Annotated in this window: 27 protein-coding genes; 6 read left to right on the top strand and 21 right to left on the bottom strand. The window is 37.2% G+C overall.

Translation table 11 applies throughout. From position 1 onward, the window contains the following. Window positions 1–68: 68 nt before the first annotated feature. The 4 genes from gldD to mutY form a co-directional block, all read right to left on the bottom strand. A complete protein-coding gene (gldD, locus tag BM084_RS15140; protein ID WP_093305840.1) occupies window positions 69–632 on the bottom strand; it encodes a gliding motility lipoprotein GldD in 564 nt (187 codons plus the stop codon). Window positions 633–646: 14 nt separating this feature from the next. Continuing rightward, window positions 647–1,972 (bottom strand): gliding motility-associated protein GldE, encoded by a 1,326-nt coding sequence (locus tag BM084_RS15135; protein ID WP_075325600.1) that lies wholly within the window; start codon window positions 1,970–1,972, stop codon window positions 647–649. A gap of 21 nt (window positions 1,973–1,993) precedes the next feature. Continuing rightward, a complete protein-coding gene (locus BM084_RS15130; protein ID WP_075325599.1) occupies window positions 1,994–2,464 on the bottom strand; it encodes a single-stranded DNA-binding protein in 471 nt (156 codons plus the stop codon). 105 nt (window positions 2,465–2,569) lie between these two features. Continuing rightward, window positions 2,570–3,625 carry an A/G-specific adenine glycosylase gene (gene mutY / locus BM084_RS15125; protein WP_075325598.1) on the bottom strand — a complete coding sequence of 352 codons (1,056 nt, stop codon included), beginning with the start codon at window positions 3,623–3,625 and terminating at the stop codon, window positions 2,570–2,572. 125 nt (window positions 3,626–3,750) lie between these two features. Here mutY and BM084_RS15120 point away from each other — a divergent pair, with 125 nt between their 5' ends. The 3 genes from BM084_RS15120 (at window position 3,751) to BM084_RS15110 (ending at window position 6,494) form a co-directional block, all read left to right on the top strand. Continuing rightward, window positions 3,751–4,059, top strand: coding sequence for an HU family DNA-binding protein (locus tag BM084_RS15120; RefSeq protein WP_255351554.1), 309 nt, complete (start codon window positions 3,751–3,753; stop codon window positions 4,057–4,059). 298 nt (window positions 4,060–4,357) lie between these two features. Next, window positions 4,358–5,896: an Rne/Rng family ribonuclease gene (locus BM084_RS15115; protein WP_093305838.1), complete on the top strand. Its 1,539-nt coding sequence runs from the start codon at window positions 4,358–4,360 to the stop codon at window positions 5,894–5,896. Between the two features lie 172 nt (window positions 5,897–6,068). Further along, entirely contained in the window at window positions 6,069–6,494 is a 426-nt protein-coding gene (locus BM084_RS15110) for a regulatory protein RecX (RefSeq protein WP_093305858.1), read from the top strand. 48 nt (window positions 6,495–6,542) lie between these two features. Here BM084_RS15110 and BM084_RS15105 read toward each other — a convergent pair whose 3' ends face one another. The 9 genes from BM084_RS15105 to BM084_RS15065 all read right to left on the bottom strand — a co-directional run bounded on the left by BM084_RS15105 (window position 6,543) and on the right by BM084_RS15065 (window position 15,145). Further along, window positions 6,543–7,424 (bottom strand): cupin-like domain-containing protein, encoded by an 882-nt coding sequence (locus BM084_RS15105; protein ID WP_093305836.1) that lies wholly within the window; start codon window positions 7,422–7,424, stop codon window positions 6,543–6,545. Then, window positions 7,421–8,290, bottom strand: a complete 870-nt coding sequence (locus BM084_RS15100; protein ID WP_093305833.1) for a cupin-like domain-containing protein — start codon at window positions 8,288–8,290, stop codon at window positions 7,421–7,423. Before BM084_RS15100 ends, BM084_RS15105 begins: the two co-directional genes overlap by 4 nt. A gap of 13 nt (window positions 8,291–8,303) precedes the next feature. Then, a complete protein-coding gene (gene bioB, locus BM084_RS15095) occupies window positions 8,304–9,395 on the bottom strand; it encodes a biotin synthase BioB (protein ID WP_037317654.1) in 1,092 nt (363 codons plus the stop codon). 85 nt (window positions 9,396–9,480) lie between these two features. Then, window positions 9,481–10,641: a beta-ketoacyl synthase N-terminal-like domain-containing protein gene (locus tag BM084_RS15090; protein WP_093305831.1), complete on the bottom strand. Its 1,161-nt coding sequence runs from the start codon at window positions 10,639–10,641 to the stop codon at window positions 9,481–9,483. 175 nt (window positions 10,642–10,816) lie between these two features. Continuing rightward, window positions 10,817–11,401, bottom strand: coding sequence for an SET domain-containing protein (locus BM084_RS15085; protein WP_075325592.1), 585 nt, complete (start codon window positions 11,399–11,401; stop codon window positions 10,817–10,819). Between the two features lie 70 nt (window positions 11,402–11,471). Beyond that, on the bottom strand, window positions 11,472–12,737 hold the full coding sequence (bioA, locus tag BM084_RS15080) for an adenosylmethionine--8-amino-7-oxononanoate transaminase (protein ID WP_245764391.1): 1,266 nt from the start codon (window positions 12,735–12,737) through the stop codon (window positions 11,472–11,474). Between the two features lie 117 nt (window positions 12,738–12,854). Further along, window positions 12,855–13,472, bottom strand: coding sequence for a dethiobiotin synthase (gene bioD, locus BM084_RS15075; protein WP_075325591.1), 618 nt, complete (start codon window positions 13,470–13,472; stop codon window positions 12,855–12,857). 25 nt (window positions 13,473–13,497) lie between these two features. After that, window positions 13,498–13,908, bottom strand: a complete 411-nt coding sequence (locus BM084_RS15070) for a putative signal transducing protein (protein ID WP_037317669.1) — start codon at window positions 13,906–13,908, stop codon at window positions 13,498–13,500. A gap of 91 nt (window positions 13,909–13,999) precedes the next feature. Beyond that, the gene (locus tag BM084_RS15065) at window positions 14,000–15,145 is read right to left on the bottom strand and encodes an aminotransferase class I/II-fold pyridoxal phosphate-dependent enzyme (RefSeq protein WP_093305827.1); all 1,146 of its coding nucleotides are present in this window, start codon (window positions 15,143–15,145) and stop codon (window positions 14,000–14,002) included. Window positions 15,146–15,179: 34 nt separating this feature from the next. On the opposite strand from BM084_RS15065, the gene BM084_RS15060 reads away from it, so the two are divergent. Next, entirely contained in the window at window positions 15,180–15,623 is a 444-nt protein-coding gene (locus BM084_RS15060) for an MgtC/SapB family protein (protein WP_075325589.1), read from the top strand. A gap of 1 nt (window position 15,624) precedes the next feature. Here BM084_RS15060 and mnhG read toward each other — a convergent pair whose 3' ends face one another. The 7 genes from mnhG to BM084_RS15025 are packed head-to-tail and all read right to left on the bottom strand — an operon-like array spanning window position 15,625 to window position 21,430. Further along, window positions 15,625–16,038 carry a monovalent cation/H(+) antiporter subunit G gene (mnhG, locus tag BM084_RS15055; protein WP_075325588.1) on the bottom strand — a complete coding sequence of 138 codons (414 nt, stop codon included), beginning with the start codon at window positions 16,036–16,038 and terminating at the stop codon, window positions 15,625–15,627. Further along, on the bottom strand, window positions 16,035–16,310 hold the full coding sequence (locus BM084_RS15050; protein ID WP_075325587.1) for a cation:proton antiporter: 276 nt from the start codon (window positions 16,308–16,310) through the stop codon (window positions 16,035–16,037). The genes mnhG and BM084_RS15050 overlap by 4 nt, the downstream gene beginning before the upstream one ends. Beyond that, window positions 16,307–16,783 (bottom strand): Na+/H+ antiporter subunit E, encoded by a 477-nt coding sequence (locus BM084_RS15045; protein WP_093305825.1) that lies wholly within the window; start codon window positions 16,781–16,783, stop codon window positions 16,307–16,309. Before BM084_RS15045 ends, BM084_RS15050 begins: the two co-directional genes overlap by 4 nt. Next, complete coding sequence (locus BM084_RS15040) at window positions 16,783–18,303, bottom strand: proton-conducting transporter transmembrane domain-containing protein (protein ID WP_075325585.1); 1,521 nt, start codon at window positions 18,301–18,303, stop codon at window positions 16,783–16,785. The genes BM084_RS15045 and BM084_RS15040 overlap by 1 nt, the downstream gene beginning before the upstream one ends. Next, window positions 18,300–18,653: a Na+/H+ antiporter subunit C gene (locus tag BM084_RS15035; protein ID WP_075325584.1), complete on the bottom strand. Its 354-nt coding sequence runs from the start codon at window positions 18,651–18,653 to the stop codon at window positions 18,300–18,302. Before BM084_RS15035 ends, BM084_RS15040 begins: the two co-directional genes overlap by 4 nt. Before the next feature lie 3 nt (window positions 18,654–18,656). Continuing rightward, complete coding sequence (locus tag BM084_RS15030) at window positions 18,657–19,070, bottom strand: Na+/H+ antiporter subunit B (protein ID WP_075325583.1); 414 nt, start codon at window positions 19,068–19,070, stop codon at window positions 18,657–18,659. A 50-nt stretch (window positions 19,071–19,120) separates the two neighbouring features. After that, window positions 19,121–21,430 (bottom strand): putative monovalent cation/H+ antiporter subunit A, encoded by a 2,310-nt coding sequence (locus BM084_RS15025; RefSeq protein ID WP_075325582.1) that lies wholly within the window; start codon window positions 21,428–21,430, stop codon window positions 19,121–19,123. Between the two features lie 250 nt (window positions 21,431–21,680). Between BM084_RS15025 and BM084_RS15020 the strand changes: the two genes are divergently transcribed. Beyond that, window positions 21,681–22,190: a DUF2975 domain-containing protein gene (locus BM084_RS15020; RefSeq protein ID WP_075325581.1), complete on the top strand. Its 510-nt coding sequence runs from the start codon at window positions 21,681–21,683 to the stop codon at window positions 22,188–22,190. Between the two features lie 2 nt (window positions 22,191–22,192). After that, window positions 22,193–22,399: a helix-turn-helix domain-containing protein gene (locus BM084_RS15015; protein WP_075325580.1), complete on the top strand. Its 207-nt coding sequence runs from the start codon at window positions 22,193–22,195 to the stop codon at window positions 22,397–22,399. Window positions 22,400–22,491: 92 nt separating this feature from the next. Here BM084_RS15015 and BM084_RS15010 read toward each other — a convergent pair. Next, on the bottom strand, window positions 22,492–22,865 hold a 374-nt coding region (locus BM084_RS15010), incomplete at its 5' end, for a group II intron maturase-specific domain-containing protein (RefSeq protein WP_317040676.1).

Raw genomic sequence — 22,865 nt, 5'->3', positions numbered from 1 at the left:
TTTAGAGTTGAAAAGAAAAGAAGGGATTAATTTTCGTAGATTTTTTTAACCTGCCTGTTGCGCAGTGATTACTCTTCCCAGCGAAAAGTTTCAATCATATGCTTCATATCTTTTTTAAGATAATCTGCAGCGGGAATAATAGAGTCGTAATTTGGCCTTGTTCTAAAGTAAGCGGAAGCGGTTACAAAATGATCCACACTATCGGTAAGGTAAAATTGTGCCTGGGAAGCCGCATCGCCTGAAACTTCATAGAACATCCCGTAAACCTCCTGAATCTCATTAGTATATACATCACCTTCAATAGCATCAGCTTTTATAGTATGTTGTAGCGGTAACTTTTGCGCATCTGCCAGCAGCGAATCCAGGTTATTATTAATTTGCTGGTAAGTGATAAAAATGGTTCCGTTTAAATCTTTATATTCCAAATCTATCCAACACGGAATATTATTTCTGGAAGCCTTAATTTCTGCCAGGGTATTAATTTCAAAATTATAGGGACAATTAAGGTTTGCGGTTTCGTATTTAGCTTCAGGATAATTAAGCGCAAGAAATGCACGAGGCTTGGGTGTAGTGTCTTCTTCCCCGCAGCTAATAAAAGTTAAAACCAAAACAATTATCAAAAAACTCTTCATACCACACTTTATCTTCAACTAACCGGAGAAATATTCACTTTAATTTGTTTAAGGCGTTTATTGTCTAAGACTTCTACCGTAAAGCTATAATTAAGAAAATAAATTACATCATTTTTCTTCGGAAAACCACCTGAAATTTCCAGTAAAAAGCCCGCCAGGGTATCTGCCTCGCCTTTCCGCTCTTCAAAAGCCACAGGATCTTCAATTTTTATAATTCTATAGAAATCTTTCAGCGGCGTTTTACCTTCAAAAACATAGGTGTTTTCATCAAGTTTGGAATAGACCAAATCTTCGTCATCGAATTCATCGCTAATATCACCAACTATCTCTTCAATAATATCTTCCAAAGAGATAAGTCCGCTGGTACCTCCATATTCGTCTACTACGATCGCCAAATGATTCTTTTTGGTTTTAAAATCGTTCAGCAAATCGTCCAGCTTTTTATTTTCGGGAACAAAATAAGGCTCGCGCAACAAACTGGTCCATTCAAAAGAATTTTTATCAATATAGGGCAATAAATCTTTTACGTATAAAATACCTATTACATTATCTATATTCTCGCGATAAACCGGAATCCTGGAATAACCCCTGTCTATAATTTCGGGGATAATTTCTTTATAAGTCTGGCTTTCATTTAAGGCAAAAATATCCATCCGGGGGCGCATCACCTGTTTGGTATCGGTATTTCCAAAAGACACAATTCCCTGCAGGATTTTTTGTTCTTCCTGCGTGGTATCTTCTTCACTGGTAAGCTCCAGAGCCTGCGATAATTGATCTATACTTATAAAAGATCGTTGCTTGCCGAGACGGCTATGCATAAAAATAGTTACCGCGCGCATTGGCCCGCTTAAAGGGGTGAAAATAGTATCAAGAAAACTTAAGGGGCGCGCCATAAAATTTGAAAACAACACGTTATTTCTACTTGCATAAACTTTAGGCAGAATTTCACCAAAGAGGAGAATAATAAAAGTTATTACTCCAACCTCAATTAGAAACTTGAAATTAATGCCGTAAAGTACTGTATTCATCTCGCCAAAAAGCCTGTCTGCAATACTATCAAACAACAATACAATGGCTATATTTATAAAATTATTGGCAACCAGGATAGTAGCCAGCAACTTTTTGGGTTTATCTAAAAGATTAACCACAATTTGTTGAGATTTGCTGCGCTTCCCGTCTTCGGTAATTACATCGGCGGGTGTTAAGGAAAAGAAAGCAACTTCGGCACCAGAAATTAAGGCAGAACAAAGTAAAAGCAGCAATAAAACTACATAGCTAATTAGCTGCGTAAAATCAAAAGTGGCCCAAAACAAAAGTAAACTGGGAGGTTCTGAATCCAAATGACAGGGTTTTAATTAAACTTAAAAAGGCAAATCGTCTTCCTCTTCTTCTTTCGCCATAGATTGATTGGCAAAATTATCATTTTTAGGCGTGTTTTGTTGATTTTGAGACGGGGAATTTTGCTGTTGCATATTTCCGCCTCCTTCGCTCTCTCCCTTTGGAGTTAAAAAGGTAAATTCTGTACACTGTATTTCGGTAGTGTAACGGTCATTTCCCTGGTCGTCCTGCCATTTACGGGTTTTAATTCTACCTTCAATAAAAACTTTATCGCCTTTTTTAAGGTATTTCTCACAAATTTCGGCTGCTTTATTACGCACCACAATGTTGTGCCATTCGGTACTAGTAACGCGCTCGTTGGTTGTGCGGTTGGTATAAGTCTCGTTGGTAGCCAGCGGAAATCGCCCTATAGCGCCACCGCCTTCAAAATAATGCATTTTCACGTCGTCCCCCGTATGCCCAATTAGCATTACTTTGTTTAATGTACCTGTCATCTCTATTAATTATTTTTTGAGCCCAAAAAGGCTATTAATTTACACCCTAAAATACTGAAAAATTTATTGCTAAATAAAGCTAAACTCTATAAAACTTTAAACAATTTATAAGGAATAGGTTTCCAGTGCCGTTTCTTCAAGGAAATTAGCAATTAAAACCGGCACCGGATAATCTTTTACATTTTTTACAGGAATTCCCTCTTTCCCAACTTTTTCAGCCTTAACCCACCAAAAATGAGTATAAATATGTTGATGGGAAAGTTTATGAACCACCGGTTTTTTGTTGTGAAGTTCTAGTGATAATTTTTGTTCCCCAAGAATGTCTTGAATACTTTCCTCGGAAGGAAAATCGCCTTCGCTTACCGGTTCTTCAGTTTCTATTAAAGGAAATTCATACAAACCATTCCAAATTCCCTTTCCTGTTCTTTGCTGAAGTAGCGTTTTATTTTCTTCAGAAAAAACTACTAAATAATTAAAGTAGCGCTTCTTTACTTTGGCTTTTTTCAGTTTAACCGGTAATTCCTGAATTTTATTTTTCTCCACCGCCAAACAACCCGAAATTAAAGGACATGTTTCACAAAGCGGGTTTCTTGGTTTACATTGAAGCGCCCCGAATTCCATTAAAGCCTGGTTAAAACTGGAAGGATTTTTTTCATCTAACAATTCAGAAGCCAGGGCTTTAAATTCCTTAATTCCTGCCGAGGAATTTATAGGAGTTTCAATATCAAAAAAACGAGCTAAAACCCTGTAAACATTGCCATCTACCACCGCAACCGGTTCATTATAACAAATTGAAGCAATGGCAGCGGCGGTATAGTCACCTACACCCTTTAGTTTTTTGAGATCTTTATAAGAATCGGGAAACACACCATTTAGTTCTTCAGCAACATATTTAGCGGTTTCGTGAAGATTCCTTGCCCGGGAATAATATCCCAAACCTTGCCAGAGTTTCAGTACTTTTTCTTGCGGCGCTGCAGCAAGATCCAAAACACTGGGAAACGCGCTTTTAAAACGCTTATAATATGGTAAACCCTGCTCTATTCGCGTTTGTTGTAACATAATTTCACTGAGCCAAATATGATACGGATCGCTAGTTTTGCGCCAGGGCAATTCGCGCTTGTTTTTTAAATACCAATCAATCAACACTTTAGAAAATACCATATATAAAATAGACTTGGTGCAATATTAAAAGTTTATTCCGTTATTATTTAATGAATTAGGCTTGAAATATTGTAGATTTAATTCTTATATTTGCGCCCTTGAAAAAACAGAAATCCCAATTTATAATATTAAATAGCACGAAAATGACGAAAGCAGATATTGTAGCGAACATCTCAGAAAAATTAGGAATGGAAAAAGGTGATGTTCAAGCTACTATTGAAACCTTCATGGATGAGGTTAAAACTTCATTAGAAAGTGGAGACAACGTATATTTAAGAGGCTTTGGAAGCTTTGTTGTAAAAACAAGAGCTGAAAAAACCGGAAGAAATATCTCTAAAAACACTACTATTAAGATTCCCGCCCACAACATCCCGGCTTTTAAACCTGCCAAGATTTTTGTTGAAGGAGTTAAAACTAACGTTGAAGTTAAGTAATTTGAAACTGAAGCCCAGTTTCTTTATAAAATAAATTATTAATTAAAAAGTAACACTATGCCAAGTGGTAAAAAAAGAAAAAGACATAAGGTAGCTACGCACAAGCGTAAAAAAAGAAACAGAGCTAACCGCCACAAGAAAAAGTAGTTTTCATACTACTTTTTTTGTTTAAAACGTTCATTGAAATTGAAACCCTGCTTATTACCTAACAAGTTTTAGGGTTTCTTCAGGATTAAAAAACCTGTGATAAAATAATGTTTAATCCATCCCGACTTATTCGGGACAAAAATCTAATAGAGTGGACAAAGAATTAATTATACGGTCCGGAACCTCTGCTGTAGATTTTGCCTTACAAAAAGATGGAAAACTTATTGAACTCAACAAGGAAGAAGACAGCAACAAATTTAATGTTGGTGATATTTTTATTGCCAAAATTAGAAAAGCTGTACCAGGGTTAAATGCCGCATTTGTAAATGTTGGTTACGAGAAAGATGGTTTTTTACACTATCACGATCTTGGCCCCCAGGTATCTTCCATGCTTAAGTTCATAAAACGTGTAAGCACAGGTAAATTAAAAGATTATTCCTTAAAGAATTTCACATTCGAAAAGGATATTGACAAAGACGGCGTTATTACAGACGTCTTAAAGTCAAATCAGTCGCTATTGGTTCAGGTTGTAAAAGAACCTATTTCTACCAAAGGCCCCAGGATAAGCTCAGAGCTTTCTATTGCGGGTCGTTATATTGTACTGGTACCTTTTTCTAATAGAATTTCAGTTTCACAAAAAATTGAAAGTAAAGAAGAAAAAGACCGGTTAAAAAGATTGGTAAAAAGCATTAAACCCAAAGGTTTTGGGATTATTGTAAGAACCGTAGCCGAAGGCAAAAAAGTAGCAGAACTGGATAGGGACCTTCAAAATTTGATGGGTCGCTGGACAGGAATGTGCAAAAAGATGTATAAGCCACATCATCCCTCTAAAGTATTAGGAGAGTTAAACAGGGCATCTTCCCTGTTAAGAGATATTTTTAATGACTCTTTTACTTCTATTACCGTAGACGACGAGACGCTTTATACACAAATTAAAGACTATGTGGGCGAAATTGCCCCAAGTAAAGAATCGATTGTTAAGTTATATCAATCTAATGTTCCAATTTTTGAAAAATACGGTATCGAAAGACAAATAAAAACTTCATTTGGGCGCACCGTCTCTATGAGCAAAGGCGCCTACCTGGTAATAGAACATACAGAGGCTATGCACGTTATAGACGTAAATAGTGGTAACCGTTCTAACAAATCCAGAAACCAGGAGGATACTGCATTAGAGGTGAACATGATTAGCGCCACAGAAATAGCCCGGCAATTAAGATTGCGTGATATGGGTGGCATAATCGTGGTAGACTTCATAGACATGGGAAAAGCCGAAAACCGCAAAACCCTGTTTGATCACCTTAGGAACGAAATGAGTGACGACCGTGCAAAACATAAAATTTTGCCACCGAGTAAATTCGGGTTGATACAAATTACAAGACAACGCGTAAGGCCGGAAATGAATATTAAAACCCGCGAGGAAAACCCTAACGGAACTGGTGAAATTGAAGCACCAATACTTTTAATAAACAAAATAAAAACCGACCTGGAAAAACTCATTAAGAAAGATCACAAAAAGATCACTTTGAGTGCGCATCCATTTATTGCAGCCTTTTTAACTAAAGGCTTTCCATCTCCCCGCTCCCAATGGTTTTTAGACCATAAGCGCTGGGTGAAAATTTTACCAAGAGACGCTTACACGTATATGGAATATCATTTTCACGATAAAGAAGGAAATGAAATCCTTTAAAATAAACGCCTTTCGTTAATTCGGAAGGCGTTTTTTTATGCGCTATTCTGAAATTTACATTTTGATATTTCCTACCTGAAAAAGTTTTAATTTTGAATCTTAATTCTTGAATTTTCAACTCTTGAAAGAACCCGAGAAATCTTATACCGTAAAAGAAGCAACCATTAAACTGATGCAGTTCTGCGCATACCGAGACCGTTGCCATAAAGAAGTGGAAGAAAAACTGAGAGAAATGAATATGATTCCCGCCGCACAGGAGCAGATCATTATGGAATTAATGCAGGAAAACTTCTTAAATGAAGAAAGATTCGCCAGAAGTTTTGTGCGAGGGAAATTCAGGATAAAAAAATGGGGAAAAATAAAGATCAAACAAGAATTGAAGTTCAGGGAAATTTCTGCCCCAATAATTAAAATAGCACTTACCGAAATAGATGAGCAGAAATATATCGCTACGATTTACGAAGTGGCCGAAAAGAAATTAAAACTACTTAAAGAACCCGATAAATTTAAAAAGAAGCGCAAATTAGCCGATTTTCTGCTTCGGAAGGGTTATGAAAGCAATCTGGTTTATGAAGTAGCAAATGAGCTCTTAGAATAGTTCTTATAGGCTCCACTGGTATTGAAAACCTGAGAGGTCTCAACTTACTTAAACCTTATTGTTCTTATGCGTACGTTCAACCGCCTGTTCGTTTTTATAATCTATCCACTTTTGCCCTTTTAGCTTACGCATATAGTTATCAAAATTACGCATCACCACCAGGTTATAAACGGCTTTAGAAAAATTGGTAAGCGTTCTAGGCGTAGCCCTTAAACTCATAGAAAAACCTGGAGTTAAATAGGTCATTTGGTGCCAGTAGCCTTCAGGCATATATAATGCTTCCCCATGGTTTAATTCGGTTACATAACCTTTCGCCTTTTTTAGCACGGGAAATTTATCAAAATCGGGATTATTAAAATCTATATCTTCACGGGAAATAAGAGCGTGAGGCACTTTATATAGATATTTGGTTTGGGAAGGCGGATAAATTATACAACGTTTTTTTCCGTGGAAATGAAAATGAAGAATATTAGCAAAATCAATATCGTAATGCATAAAGACTTTAGAATTCTCTCCTCCAAAAAATAAAGTTGGCAACTGTTTTATAAATCTAAGACCCAGATCTGGAAACCTGAAATCTTTCTGTAAAACCGGCACCTCCTTTAATAAATGATAAAGAAAAATTCGGTAATTAGTAGGTTTTAATTTTAGCAGCTCTATATAATCTGCCATTTTCATCTCGGTATGTGGCTCGTTAAATTTTTGCTCAGACGTTATAGGGCGATCATCATAGAGCGGCACTACTTTTTCACCCGCAACCTGGCTAATATAATCTAAATCCCATTTTTGGGTAGCCGGCCAATCATCTACCAAATGTTCTATAACCACAGGTTTTTGTGGCCGCACATAATTTTCTAAAAATTCCTTTTTAGAAATAGTCTTAAGCCTTGGTATGGGTTCTAAATGTAAGCTTTCTTCTTTCTCCATCATTCAATTCCAGCACTTCTGTGCGTATTTTCAATCGCTTTTCTATTCTTGTAATCTATCCAATCCTGGCCCTTAATTTTACGCATTAAATTATCGTAATTTCGGGTAATAATCAAATTTTTGAGCACTTCGGCAATTCGCCCGGGTTTTTGTGGTAAAGACCTTAACGTCATTGATAAACTTGCGGTCTCATACTTTATAAAATGCCACCACATACTGGGAATATATAAAGCTTCCCCGTGTTTCAGTCTTGTTTCAAAGCCTTTTGCTTTGGCCAGTGCAGGATATTTCTCAAAATCTGGATTATCCATATTTATTATCTCCATACTCACTATGGAGTGCGGCACATGATACAAAAATTTAGTTTCTGAAGGCGGATAAAGAATCACTCTTTTTTCGCCAACAAAGTTGAAATGGAAATTATTGGCAAGATCCATATCATAATGCATCACCACGCTACTACCCTCACCCCCAACAAATAAAACTGGTAACTTTTTAAAGAATTTTACACCAAGATCGGGATACTTAAAATCATCCATTAACTCCGGACAATTTTGCAGAAGGTTAAAGAAAAACATCCTAAGGTCCGTAGGTCCTTTTTCAAGAATGTCTATATATTCCCGCATAGGAATTTTCTGCGCCGGGCCGTGAGAACTCTGTCTCCCTTTTGCCGGTTTCCCATCATAAAGTGGCACTACAACATCCCCGGCTTTTTTCCTGAAATAATCAAAATCCCATTTTTTCGTGGCTGGCCAGTCGGCAGAAAGTTCTTCAAAAACAACCGGTTTTTCGGGTATAAAATAGTCCTTCAAAAATTCTTCTTTTGAAAGCTTTTTAACCCGCGGTATGTCTTGCAGATTCAATTTCAAATTGAATTCTTTTTTAAGCCTTGGCTTTAGATTTTTGTTGCGCTTCTAAATTACGCTCAATCTTATGTCCGGGTCTGGACCATTTTGGTTTTTCTCCTAAATTCTGATATTGCGATTCTTCAGCTGAAACACTTTTAGGCTGCTCCTTCTTCTCAAATGCTTTTTGCGGATTCAAACCTAAAGATCTAAACAATTCCATATCCTCGTTTACATCAGGATTTGGTGTTGTAAGTAGTTTATCTCCGGCAAAGATCGAATTTGCTCCGGCAAAGAAACACATTGCCTGTCCTTCTCTACTCATTTGAGTTCTTCCGGCAGAAAGTCTTACCTGGGTTTCAGGCATTACAATTCTGGCAGTAGCAACCATTCTCACCATTTCCCAGATAGAAACCGGTTCCTGCTCTTCCATAGGAGTTCCTTCAACAGGAACCAAAGCGTTAATTGGCACAGATTCCGGCTGCGGACTTAGAGTAGACAAAGCTACAAGCATTCCTGCCCTGTCATCTGCACTTTCTCCCATTCCTATAATTCCACCGCTACATACAGTAACATTAGTTTTTCTAACATTCCCTATGGTGTCCAGTCTATCCTGGTAACCGCGGGTAGAAATCACCTCTTTATAATATTCTTCTGAAGAATCTAAATTATGGTTATAAGCATACAAACCGGCTTCAGCAAGTCGCTGCGCCTGGTTTTCGGTAATCATTCCTAGCGTACAGCAAACTTCCATATCCAGTTTATTAATGGTTCTTACCATTTCCAAAACCGAATCGAACTCCTTACCGTCCTTTACGTTTCTCCAGGCTGCACCCATACAAACCCGCGAACTTCCCGACTCTTTAGCACGTAGCGCCTGGGCTTTAACCTGGTTCACGCTCATAAGGTCGTTTCCTTCAACGTTGGTATGATAACGTGCCGCCTGTGGGCAATACCCACAATCTTCAGGGCAACCGCCGGTTTTAATAGAAAGTAAAGTTGAAACCTGAACGGTGTTAGGATCGTGATTTTTCCTATGCACAGTGGCCGCTTCGTAAAGCAACTCCATCAAAGGTTTATTATATATCTCGAGAATTTCTTCTTTTGTCCAGTTATGTCTTGTGGCCATAAAAAATAGATTTGAAATCAAAAATAAATAAAACTGCGCTTTAATAAGCCTTCAGCGAAGAAAGTTTTCAAAGCTTTCTTTAAAGTTATGATTTCCGACTTATTAATATAGAAACTGCGTTCCCGCCAAAACCTACAGCGTTTACCAATATATTTTCAAGTTTTGAAGGTGATTTACTAATTTCTGAAAAAGGCACCTCAATAAAATCCTGATGCTGAAGCATTAAAATCGCAAGTTCTAAATTTAAAATTCCCGAAGCTGCAAACGTATGTCCCAGTTTCCATTTATTACTAGTCATTGCGGGAGCATTTTTACCAAAAAGTGTTTTTATTGCGTTTACTTCAGATAGATCTCCTTTTAAAGTTCCGGGCGCGTGCATCACTACCGCGTCAATTTCTGAAAGTTCTTTCTCGCCAATGGCCATTTTCATCGCCTTCTGTAAAGATTCCCCTTTTTCTGAAATTGAAACACTGTGCTTTAAGGTTTCTGTTGCGTAGCCAAATCCTGTAATTTTAGCAATTGCTTTTTCTGAATTTTCCTTCTGAAGCGCCAATATTCCTGAAGCTTCTCCAAGAATCATTGAATTTCTTTTTTTCTGCATATCCAAAGCGCGACACGGAAAATCAAGATCTTCTGAAGCATAAATTTTCATGGCTTTCATTTGGGCGATTGTAAAAGGGGTTAATGCAGCTTCACTCCCACCGGCAAGGAACTTATCGGCAAAACCGGCCTGCATCCAGGCAATAGCATTTACAACCGAGTGTAAACCGGTTGAGCAGGTTACACTATGAGAAAATTCCGGTCCCTCTGTTTGAAGATCTTGCGAAACCCAGGAAGAAATATTTCCTAAAGTGGTAGAAGGCGAAGCCTGCGTAGCGGCTTTTCCGGTTTCTATAAATTCTTTATGATATTTTTCAAACAATCCGGTAGCACCACGTGAGCTCCCAATATTGATACCAATATTTTTCTCGCTTTTCCACCCGGCTTCTTTTATAGCTTTTCTGGCTGAAAAAATTGCAAATAAAACCGAATCATCCAGTTTTCTATAATTGGGGTTTTCACTTTTAAGTGCTTCAATTTCAGCTTTGAGATTTTCTGGCAAAAAAGCCGCAAAAGCTTCGGTTTCATCAAACCGATGTTTGGAAATAAAATGTTTCGGATTTTTATAATTTTTCCATATTTCCGCAGGAGATTGACCAAGCGCAGAAACAGAACCAAGTGAAGATATAAATACCGGTGATTTCAAAAGCGATTAATTTTCAGCAAAAATAAGGTCTGTTGTTCCAACCACTAAATATTTTCAATAAAAAAAATGAATCAGAAATCCTGCAAGGTTTGAATAACCTTGTAGGTATATTATTATTTTTCAAACTTACGAGGTATAAAAAAACCTCGCAGGAAGGATAGTGGGATAAACCAGTTTAACGCTGATAATAAAGATTTAAAATAGAATCCATCTTTTTTTCGCCTAATAGGATCTTTTGTAATTCTAACTGAATTCCTTCAGAAACAAGATCTATAAGTGGCTGATAAACCTTTTCTACTTTTTGAATTGATTTTTGCAAAATCCCGTCCCATTCTTTGTGATAATTTACCAAATCGTCTGGATAAACCTTGGTTCTGGATGTATTTTCCTGAAAAGGTTTAAAAGCTTCATCAAGATTCAAGTATCCGTAATCGTCGGTCAGCTCTTCCCCAATGGCAATATCTCTAACCGCAATTTCAAATCCGTAGGCTGTAGAAAAGCAGTTAGAATTAAAACTATGGTTTACATATTTCGCCAAATCCCAACAAAGAACCAAATCGCCAAACCGATTGCGAAAAGCATATTTTTCCAGCATTTGCGCACTTTTAGGATGCAGTTTTTCTACGTGGGAATTATAAAAAACGTGATCTAAATCGTCCTGAACCCAGGTAATAGTGCCTTCGGGAATTTTTTTGGTAGCCACCACGCCATATCCCACCTGCTCATTTATAAAGCGCAGTTCTGTATCTGGATGCATCATAATCGCTAAATTTTAATTCTAATGTAAACAATTAAAGCTTTGCTTTTAAGACACTTATAAAAGTTTATTTCTAAAACTTTTCCAGAAGATCTTCGATAACAGAATAGATTTTATTCAATTCTAATTGAGTAATTGTAAACGGCGCCAAAATATAAATAGTATTTCCAAGCGGTCTTAGAAATACGCCATTATCCATAAAATGTTTAAAAAGCTGGTTTCTAAGGTTACCGTAGCGCTCCATTTTCACATTAAGATCAAAAGCATAAATAACGCCCAACTGCCGGCGATTGGTAACTTTTGGATGGTCTTTTATCTTTTCATCAAAAGCCTGATGTGATTTAATAACCGATTTGATTTGCCCTTGAATTTCTTCGGAAACCAATAATTCTATTCCAGCAATGGCCGCAGTACAAGCCGGTGGATTGGCAGAATACGTATGCCCGTGGAATAGGCCTTTAGAAATATCTTCGTCATAAAAAGCATCGTAGATTTTTTGCGAACAGGTGGTTAAACCCATTGGCAACAAGCCTGCGGTTAATGCCTTAGAAAGACACATTACATCGGGTTTGGTTTCCATATAATCTGAAGCAAAATATTTACCGGTTTTCCCAAATCCGGTCATTACTTCATCGGCCACGCAAACAATGTCATGCTCTTTGCAAACTTTCAGGATTTCATTCAAGCCAGCAGCATCGTGCATTTTCATTGCCGCCGCACCCTGCACTAAGGGCTCATATATAAATCCAGCAATATTGTTTTCTGAAATTAGTTCTTTCAGCCCCGAAATAACTTCTTCATTATTTTCTCCTAACGGAACCGAGATTCGTAAAACTTCAATAAAATGCTCTTCGAAAGCACCATTATAAACTGAAAGCCCCGAAACCGACATCGCGCCAAAGGTATCGCCGTGAAAACCTTCGTCAAAAGCCAGCATCACATTACGATTATTGCCCTGGTTATGATGATACTGCAAAGCCATTTTAATCCCAATCTCCGTGGCCGTAGAACCATTGTCATTAAAGAACAATTTCTGCTGATTTCCCGGCAAAATCTTTATTAGTTCTTCAGAAAGTTTTACCGCAGGTTCGTGGGTAAATCCGCTAAACACTACCTGATCTAAATTTTGCATTTGGGCCGCAACTTTTCCGGTAATATATTCATTGCAGTGCCCATACATTGCCGTGTACCAGGAAGCGATACCGTCTATATATTCACTGCCATCTTCGGCGTAAAGAATACTGCCCTTTGCTTTTACAATAGGTAAAGCTTCCGGGGAAATTTTATGCTGGGTTAAAGGGTGCCAAAGGTGTTTTTGATCTCGGGTAACTAAGTTCAAGCCCCTCCCCTCGGTCCCCTCCCCAAAAGGGAGGGGAAGGGAATCTTTATCTTTTTTAAAATCTGACATGTTATAATAGTAAAACCTCACAGATTTTAAAAACCTATGAGGTTTAATTTATTTCAATTTTTCTCTAAATAATTCAGCGTATTCTTTAATCACATTTTGATCAAAGTAAGGTTCCTGTTCTATTCTTCCCAGAACCTTTATACCGCCCATTTTTTCAATTATCGATTCAGTAGATTTATTTTCTTCGCCCGAAAAAATTATTCCGAAGCAATTTAAGTCGCGAGATTCTAAAGCTTCTATAGTTAATAAAGTATGATTGATACTTCCAAGATAATGACGAGAAACCAGGATAATGCGATCTTCCGGCTGCATTAAATCGGCTATAGTTTCTTTATCGCTAATTGGGACTAATAAACCTCCGGCGCCTTCAATAACCAAACTATTTTCGCCCTTTGGACGTTTTATTTTTTTTGAAGTAATTTTTACTTGATCAATTTCAGCCGCTGCATGCGGACTCATGGGTGTTTTTAGTGCAAAGCGATTTTTATGAAAAACAGTTTTATCGTTAGAAATTAGTCTTTCTACTTTATGGCTATCAGAATTATCAAGATCGCCGGCCTGGATAGGTTTCCAATAATCGGCTTCTAAGGCTTCTGTTAAGATTGCTGAAGCTACTGTTTTTCCAACTTCGGTCCCAATACCGGTAACAAAATAAGTATGTTTCATTTATTTATAAATTCTTCAATGCTGGTCATTTTAAAGTAAATTTCTCTTCACAATTTTCACAATGATAATCGTATTTGTAGTGAATTGGCAGGGCGAAGGTGAGAAATGAAAACAAAAAAGCAAAGAAAGAACGCACATCTTTAATATGCGTGTAAACTTTTACGCGAGTGCTGTCACAGTTGGGACAAACTACTCTTTCACCTTTGTCATCAAGGGAATAATCGTGAATTTCACTTAAAATCGCCCGGGCTCGTTCCTCATCGTCAGCATACACGTTCAATTTTATACCACCAATCGCCTGGCTTACCAGAGGATCGGTATCAATAAGAACCTGGTCTGCCAGGAATACCTCTATGCCTTCAGATTGTAATTTCCCTTTTACAATTTGTGCTTCAGAAGAATACTGAAACCTGGCTATGTTTACAAAAGTGCTCATATGCTTATATATTTTATCCCAAACCGGCAATTAATCACTGGCTTACCTAATCCTGTTACAGCCAATTTCTGGGTTCAGCATCATTCGGGCTTCATGGCAGTAATTTAGTGAGTTTTTTTAAAACCTCCCTGATTTCATTTTCAGAATTAAAGGAATGTAAACAAAACCGAAGGCGTTCACTCCCTTTTGGAACAGTAGGCGATAAAATGGGTTTTACTTCAAAACCTTCTTGTTTCAAAATTTTTGCTATATTTTTCACTTTTTCATTCCCCGGAATTATACAACTTTGAATTGCTGAAATACTCGGAATAAAATGTTTTTTAATCTCTAATTCCTCAATTTGATTCCTGAAAAAATGAATATTATTTTTTAGTTGCTGAATTTCTGAAATTTCGTTTATGAATTCCTGGTAAACCGAGAGAATTGTAGCAACCGAATGAGGCGGCAAAGCCGTTGTATAAATTAGGCTTCGGGAAAAATTTACCAGATAATTTTTTAAACCTTTACTTCCTAAAATAACCGCGCCGTGGCAACCGGGTGCTTTTCCAAAAGTATTTAAACGCGCGAAAACTTTATCCTGAATTCCTTCTTCCTGAACCAAACCTTCTCCATTTTCACCAAAAATACCCGTAGCGTGGGCTTCATCTACCACCAAAAAGGCTTTAAAATCTTCTGAAATTGCTGCTAACTCTCGTAGCGGCGCCAGATCTCCATCCATTGAAAACACAGATTCAGTTACAATATAAATTTCTGAATTTTCAGGTTGTGAAAGTTTATTCAGCCTGATTTTGAGATCTTCAATATTATTATGGCGGAATTTATAAGCTTTTGCATTACTCATTGAAATTCCATCTCTTATAGAAGCGTGAACTAGTTCATCATAAAAAATAAAATCCCCACGTTTAGGCACTGAACTGAAAAATCCAATATTAGCATCGTAGCCGGAATTAAAAATTAAAGCGGCTTCAGTTTTATGAAATTCGGCAAGGAAATTTTCGGCTAAATCATAAATTTTATGATTCCCAGAAAGCAACCTGGAACCGGTGGCTCCATTTATTAAAAGATTATTCTGCTCTAAAATTTGATGCGCCCCATTATAGACTTTTGCAGAGGAAGCTAATCCTAAATAATCGTTTGAGGAAAAATCTATTAATTGAGCGTTCCTTTTTAAAGACCGCAAAGCATTTTCATCCTTTCTCTTCTCTAAACTTTTCGCTAATTTTAAAGGTAATTGCATAGTTCAAAATTACAACTTTAACGAACTAAAAAATATGGAACTGGCAGAATTTAGTCTTAGTATTGGTTTGGCAGCTGTGGCCGGACTTTTTATAGGTATAGAAAGGGAATTTACCGGCAAAAGCGCAGGTTTAAAAACCAATGCTCTTGTGGCCCTGGGTGCTTGTGTTTTTATTTTACTTTCTCTACAATTTCAGGGAGAAGAATTTGTAGATATTACCAGGGTTATTGGCCAGGTGGTCACCGGTATTGGTTTTATTGGTGCAGGAACCATTCTTCAGCACGGGAAAAATGTAAAGGGTTTAACTACTGCTGCTACTATTTGGTGTAGTGCCGCCGCTGGTGGGCTCGCTGCTTTACAAATGTATGCCGAACTACTTATAATTTGTATAACAATTGTTGTTATAAATCTAGTTTTTGGGTTTCTGGAAAAGAAACTTATAAGGGGAAAAAGAAAACATGATAATACTGAACACTAAACTACTTTACAATATCATCTTCGTTTCTTGTGTGATCTATGTTATTTTGCGGTGTATCGTCAATTTCACTTTTTAATACGTGAGAATTTCTCTGATATTTTCCTCTAAGATCGTCCATAACGGAGCCTTTCCAGAGTTTTACTCCCATAAAATAGGATGCCCTTCCAATTAAATGTGCACTTACGGGGGCGGTTAGAAATACAAAAAGAATAATTACAAGTGCACGGGAAGTGGTAGAAAGATCGTTAAAGAAAACGGCCGTTCCCACTAAAATAAGACCAACACCAAGCGTGGCCGCTTTAGTATTTACCGAAATCCTCATATAAGTATCGGGCATTCTTACGAGTCCTATTGCAGAAAGCAGTACGAACAAGGTTCCTAAAGTGATTAATATTACTATAATTATTGAACTCATTTCTTTCGGTTTCTTTTTTCCAGGTAATATGAGAAAGCCACGGTACTTAAAAAAGCAATTAAAGCCAGGATCATTGCAGTATCTAAAAATGTAGATCTTCCGTGAATAATACTGTAAACTCCAATAATTCCAATACCGGTAGTGATAAGCACATCCAGGGCAATAATTTTATCGGCAATACTGGGACCTTTAATAAATCGGTAAACTATTAGCAGCACCGAAAAGGCCAGGATTGGCAGAATAATATAATATAAATAATCTGTTAGCGTCATCTCAATATTTCCAAAATACGTTTTTCAAATCCGTTTTTAATACTATCGATAAATTCCTCTTTATCGGTTACATACATCGCATGTACATAAAGCACTTTTTTATCGTTAGAGACATCCAGGCTAAGGGTTCCTGGTGTAAGCGAGATCATATTCGCCAAAAATGTAATCCCCAGGTTGCTTTGTATGGTAAGCGGTACTTTTACAATTCCCGGTTTCATTCCATATTTTGGGGTTACAACTTCGTAACCTACCTGTAGGTTTGCTTTAAATAATTCCCACAGGAAGAAGAAAAAGAAGGCTATCAATTTAGGAATAATAGTAAAATACCGGGCATCACTATTCCCTCTTGTTATCACCCACAGAATAAAGAAATTAAGAACAAAGCCAAAGATATAGTTCTGGAAAGTAAAATCTCCGGTTAGGGCTACCCATACAAAAGTGAGTAATAAATTAGATACAAACCTGCTCTTCATTATTCGGGTGTTTGTGTATTAAGTACTGCGTCTATATATTGTTGATTATCCATTAATTCTGATGCAATTCTAGCTGAAAGCGTTTGAATATGTTCTGCTCCAAAACCTACATATAAGGATACCAGACTTAAAAAAACTATAGGTACTATTATCTGAACTCTCTTTATATTTTTAATTGCATGAAAATACCTGAATTTTGGTCTAACAGGAATCTCTTGTGCCTCTTTCCAAAAAACTTCAGCCCAAAGTTTCGCGATTACAACCAAGGTAATAAAACTTGCAAAGATAATTGCGGCCAGGCTCCAATAACTTCCAGATTCAAAACTGGCAGTAATTAAAGATATTTTAGGCCAAAACCCCGATAAAGGCGGAATCCCAACCAATGAAAATAACGGGATAAACATCAATAAACTCAACTTGGGGTAATTGGCATAAAAACCACCTAAAGCTCGCATGCTATTAGAACCTTTTATTCGGTATATAAGACCACTAATCATAAAAAGATTCGTTTTTACCACAATATCATGCACCAGGTAAAAAATTGCACCTGCAATAGCCACTTCGGTAAACATTCCCAAACCAATAATCATATAACCAATATGACAAATAATTAAATAGGAGAATACCTTCCTTATATTATTCTGAACCAGTGCGCCCAATGCCCCACTAAACAGAGTGAAAATAGCAAGCACCAATAGAATTTGATCTAAGAAAACATCATCTACAAAAATTAAGGTAAACACCCTAATTAAAGCATACACCCCAACTTTAGTAAGCAAGCCTCCAAAAATAGCTGAAACTGCTGAGGGCGGCGTATGATAGGAAGCCGGTAACCAAAAATATAAAGGAAAAATAGCCGATTTAATTCCGAAGCCAATTAGAAATAAAATAGCAGTTATTTCTACAAGAGCCCGGTTTTCTACTGCAGCCACTTTATTGGCAAGATCGGCCATATTTAAGCTTCCGGTTAAACCGTATAGCACCGCAATTGCCGTTAAAAAGATCATGGAAGCGAGGAAATTCAGCGTAAAATATTTTACCGCACCCTCTAATTGAGCTTTTTCCCCACCAATAGTAATTAAAACAAAAGAGCTTATAATAATAATTTCAAACCAAACATAAAGGTTAAAGATATCACCGGTTAAAAAAGCGCCGGTAAGTCCTAAAAGTAAGAAATGGAAAATGGGAAAATACCCAAATCTCAATCTATCACCAATAACTGAACCCGAGGAAAATATAGATACAGCCAAACCTGCAATGGAGGTAAGTAGCACCATAGTGGCAGAGAAAGTATCTGCAATAAAGGTAATTCCAAAAGGAGCTTCCCAACTCCCGGCCTGTACTGTTTGGGTACCATTATTCCAGATATATGCAAAAACAGTAATACTAACAGCAAGGTGCACAAGGCTTCCAAACATACTAATTATTCGCTGTGCATTTATCTTCCTCCAGAAAAACATGAGGATGATAGCCAATAGCATTTGCAGCAGTAAAGGATATAATATTATTTGTTGTGTCATGAATCTTCGTCTGTTGCGTTCATTTCGTCCAGATCATCGGTTTTCACTACTTTGTGTGCTCTTTTCACAAGAATAATTGCAAAAGATTGTAAACCGAAACTAATTACGATAGCGGTTAATATTAATGCCTGCGGAACAGGATCTGCATAGGCTTCTAAAAAAACCTTGGAATCTTCAGGAATAATTGGCGGTGCACCTTCTGTAATTCTTCCCAGCAGGAAAATTAGCAGGTTTGCCCCATTTCCTAACAAAATAATTCCGATAATGAGTTTTACCAAACTCCTGCGCAGAATCATATAAATACCTGCGGCATACAGAACCCCTATAATTATCGCTAAAAGAATTTCCATAAATTAAGCTGATTCTGAAATTGTAAATATTATTGTGAGGGTGACTCCAATTACCACCAGGTAAACTCCTATATCAAAAAATAAAGCTGAACCTACGTTCCCAATTACCGGGAAGGGCTCTGGGAACCAAAGTCCCGTCATAAAAGGATCGTCTAAACCAATTACCGGTGCCAAACCGCTTAAAAAAGCAAGACCCAAACCAACAGGCATTAAAAACCCGGGATGAAATCTTAAAAGACCTTTTGTATTATCAAGCCCGTTGGCAAAAGCGTGCAAAACAAAAGCAATCGCAGCTATAAGTCCGCCCACAAAACCACCGCCGGGCAAATAATGCCCACGTAATAAGATAAAAACAGAGAACACCAGCAGTAATGGCAAAAGATAATCGGAAGCTGTTCTTAATATTAAGGTTTTCATTTATATATATTTTAGAAAAAGACGGATTTTACCCCGACTTTAATGTTCTTTTATTGCGACCTGTCTGTACTTTTCAATCTCAATTTTAGCAATCCAAATACTCCAATAGCTGAGATAGACAATACCGCAATTTCCATAAGCGTATCTGTTCCCCTAAAATCTACCAGGATAACATTTACTACGTTCTTACCGTGAGCCAGGATATAGGCATTTTTCGCATAGAAATCACCAACTTCAGTATTTGTAGGTTCAGCAAGTACTTGCAACGCAAGTAAACATATTACCGTTCCTAAGGCCAGGGAGAGGATTCCGTCCCTAATTCGCATTTTATAATCTGAAAGTGTAAGGTATTTTGGCAATCTGTAAAGTACCAGCACAAACAATATAACTGTTAAGGTATCAATAGAAAATTGCGTCATCGCCAAATCTGGTGCACTGTAGAAAACAAAAATCAAACAAATAGCCAAACCAACAACTCCCATTGCAGCAACTGCAGCAAGTCGGGATTTTGTGAAAACGGTATAGAAAACTCCGGCAATTAATATAATTACCACCGCCAACTCGTAAGCGGTAACTTTAGAAAGCTGGGTATGATCTATCATTACCCTTGGGTTTCCAAACATAACGTAGCCTACTAAAACTACAAGAAACAACACAATGGTCGTTACATAATTTCTTAAATATCCATTTTGAAAAACATTAGTCCAGAATGCTGAAAATACACTGAAATAATGAGTTCCTTTTTCCATGATGCTTTTAGGAGAAATAAATTCAAATTTTCCAATTCTGGTTTCCAGTTTTGCGGAAGGTTTCAGGAAGAAATATAGCAAAACTCCAACAGCAATAGTAATTGCACTTAATAGCAAAACAGTATTGAAACCGTGCCATAGCGCAAGGTGATATTCTGAAGCATCTGCCCCTAAAGATGAAACCACCGGTTTTACCAGGGCCGATTCAATAAGCATAGGGAATATCCCAAAAACAATTCCTAGCACAGCAAGGATAATTGCCGGAGCCCACATTAGGAAATCAGGCGCTTTTACATCTTTATGCGCCTCGGGAAGTTTACCTACAAAAGGTTTAATTCCCGCAACAAAACCTGCCCAAAGCAATAATATTTTTGTTAGAACAATTGCAATTACGATTATTATTGTAAAAGTTTCAGCATGGGTACTGGCTTCGTAAGTAAGTTCTTTTCCCAGGAAACCTACCGATGGCGGAATTCCCGCACTGGAAATTGCTGCAAGAATACCGGCAATCGCTACCGGCATCATAATTTTTCTTAATCCACTTAATTTAGTAACATCCCGTGTACCGGTTTGGTGGTCTATTATTCCTGTAACCAGGAATAATGTAGCTTTATAAAGCGCGTGAACAATAATAAATACAGCAGCAGCAAGAAAAGCTGATTTTGTTCCTAAACCGATTAAGAATACCAAAATCCCCAGGGCAGAAATAGTAGAATATGCCAAAACACCTTTAAGATCGGTTCTAAAAAGTGCGTGAATTGCAGAGTAAACCATTGTAATTCCACCAACAATAATCAATGTTGTATTCCAGAATTCTGAATCTCCCAAAACCGGTGTAAAACGCATAAGAAGGTAAATGCCCGCTTTTACCATCGTGGCAGAGTGTAAATAAGTAGAAACCGGAGTTGGTGCTTTCATCGCACCGGGCAACCAGAAATGAAAAGGAAATTGCGCCGACTTGGTAAATGCAGCGACAAAAATAAAGATCACCGCCAGGATGTAATATTCACTGCCAGCAATAGCTTCTTTCATACTTAGCATTTCAGAAATGCTGTAAGTGCCGGTAATACTACCCAGCAACAAAGCTCCTGCTAATAAGAAAAACCCTCCAAAACCGGTAATTCCCAAAGCGGTTAAAGCTGATTTTCGGGAAGCCGGGTTGGTATTATTAAACCCGATTAAGAAAAATGAACTTATACTGGTTAATTCCCAAAAAACAAAAAGTGAGATAAGATTGTCTGAAAGCACCAAACCGAGCATGGCTGCCATAAACAAGCTCAGATATCCGTAGAAACGGTCAAGATATTTATGTCCTCTAAGGTACGATGCGGTATATGCAAAAACCAGGAAACCAATCCCGGTGATCATTAATGAAAACAGAAGGGAAAGCCCATCGAGCTTAAAACTAAGGTCTACTCCAAAAGCCGGAACCCACTGGTAAGTTTTAGAAATTATTTCTCCAGAACTTATCTGCGGAATAAAACTTGCAAAATATGCAAAAAGTCCACCCGGAATAAGTGCGGAAAGAACGGCTAATTTCCCCCTGAAGAACTTTCCTGCGAAAACCAGGAATATTGCGAATAAAAAACCTAAAAGTATTGCTGTTAGCATATATTTCCTCTCAAAAAGTCCGTTCCCCGCAAATATAAGAGATATTATTTAAGTTTTACAGTCAAAGCGGCGTTTAACCTCTATAAGGATTCCGATTTAATAGCTTCTTATTTTAAATCATTATAAAAACCCTGTTTCTCAGCAAATTTCTTAAAATGCTGAAATTAATTTATCATTTTTAATTTATAAAATTATTGTTTTTCGATAATTTAATGTAGGTTTGTTATTGTTAAACGATAATTGCAGAGGAATGAAATCTTCAGAATGGCTTAAAAACATTTTTAGTGTTGCTTATTATTTAATGATTATAGGTTGGATACTTTTATTTGGCTTTTTACTTTATGCAATCTTTATTAGTCCAGGCGATATCCTGGAAATATTACACGATGCTGAAGAATTTAAAATCAAATCTAAAAATGCACTATACTCCTCTTTAACATATGAATTATTATCAAGTGCAGTTTGGATCTATATTCTATATTTATTCAAGAATTTAATGAAAGAACTAATTTCCGGGCCATTATTCACGAAGCTTCAAATTGCAAGTTTTAAATTAATTGGGCAATTAATCATCTTAATAACTATTGTTGACGCAATATCAATATTTGTTTTCAAAGTAATATTTAATGGCCGTTTGGAGTTAAATTTTGATCTTTTCGATTTCTGGTTTGTAATAGGCATAGGCTTATTTCTAATATTCCTATCCCAAATTTTTAATCAAGCCAGAGTTATGAAAGAAGAAAACGAGTTAACCGTTTAGTTATGCCTATTATTATAAACCTGGATAAAATTCTGGAAGAACGCGGTATGAAAAGCAATGAACTTGCTGAAAAAATAGGGATTACCACCGCAAATCTATCTATTCTAAAAACCGGGAAGGCAAAAGCGGTGCGATTTTCTACTTTAGAGGCTATTTGTGAGGTTTTAGAATGCCAACCGGGAGATATTCTGGAATACACCAAAAACTAATCAAGTAGGGTGAAGATAATAAATATTTGAGCATTTATTATCTTCATCCCTCTTACAGGAACCGGGCATACGGGTCTCGTACACGGCTCATGTTAAATCTTATTCAGTACTGTTTGATAGTACTGATGCAAAGTATTCCCTTCAACTGTGTCCATTGCGTACAACCCTAATTCTGAGAAGTACTTATTTGGCAGGGCATAGTGTATTAAATTGGTGGAGGAGTTTCTCCATCGGGTTACCGATATCTTCAGAAAATTCCCCTTATAGCCCATACGCCTTAGTTGTCGGTGAAGAGGTTTCCAGCTTTTCCAGCTTTTCATCACCATCATTCGTAACCTTCTCCTGATCCAGCTTAAAAGATCCTGGAACAGCTTTTTGGTCAAGCCTATTCGGAAGTAATTGGCAAAACCCCTTAATAGCGGGTTCAGTTCTTTAATATAGAAAGCTATACTTTGCCCTTTAGTTC

This window comes from Salegentibacter agarivorans, from assembly GCF_900113135.1.
Classification (GTDB): Bacteria; Bacteroidota; Bacteroidia; order Flavobacteriales; family Flavobacteriaceae; genus Salegentibacter; species Salegentibacter agarivorans.
This window is presented reverse-complemented; position numbering and strand designations above follow the sequence as displayed.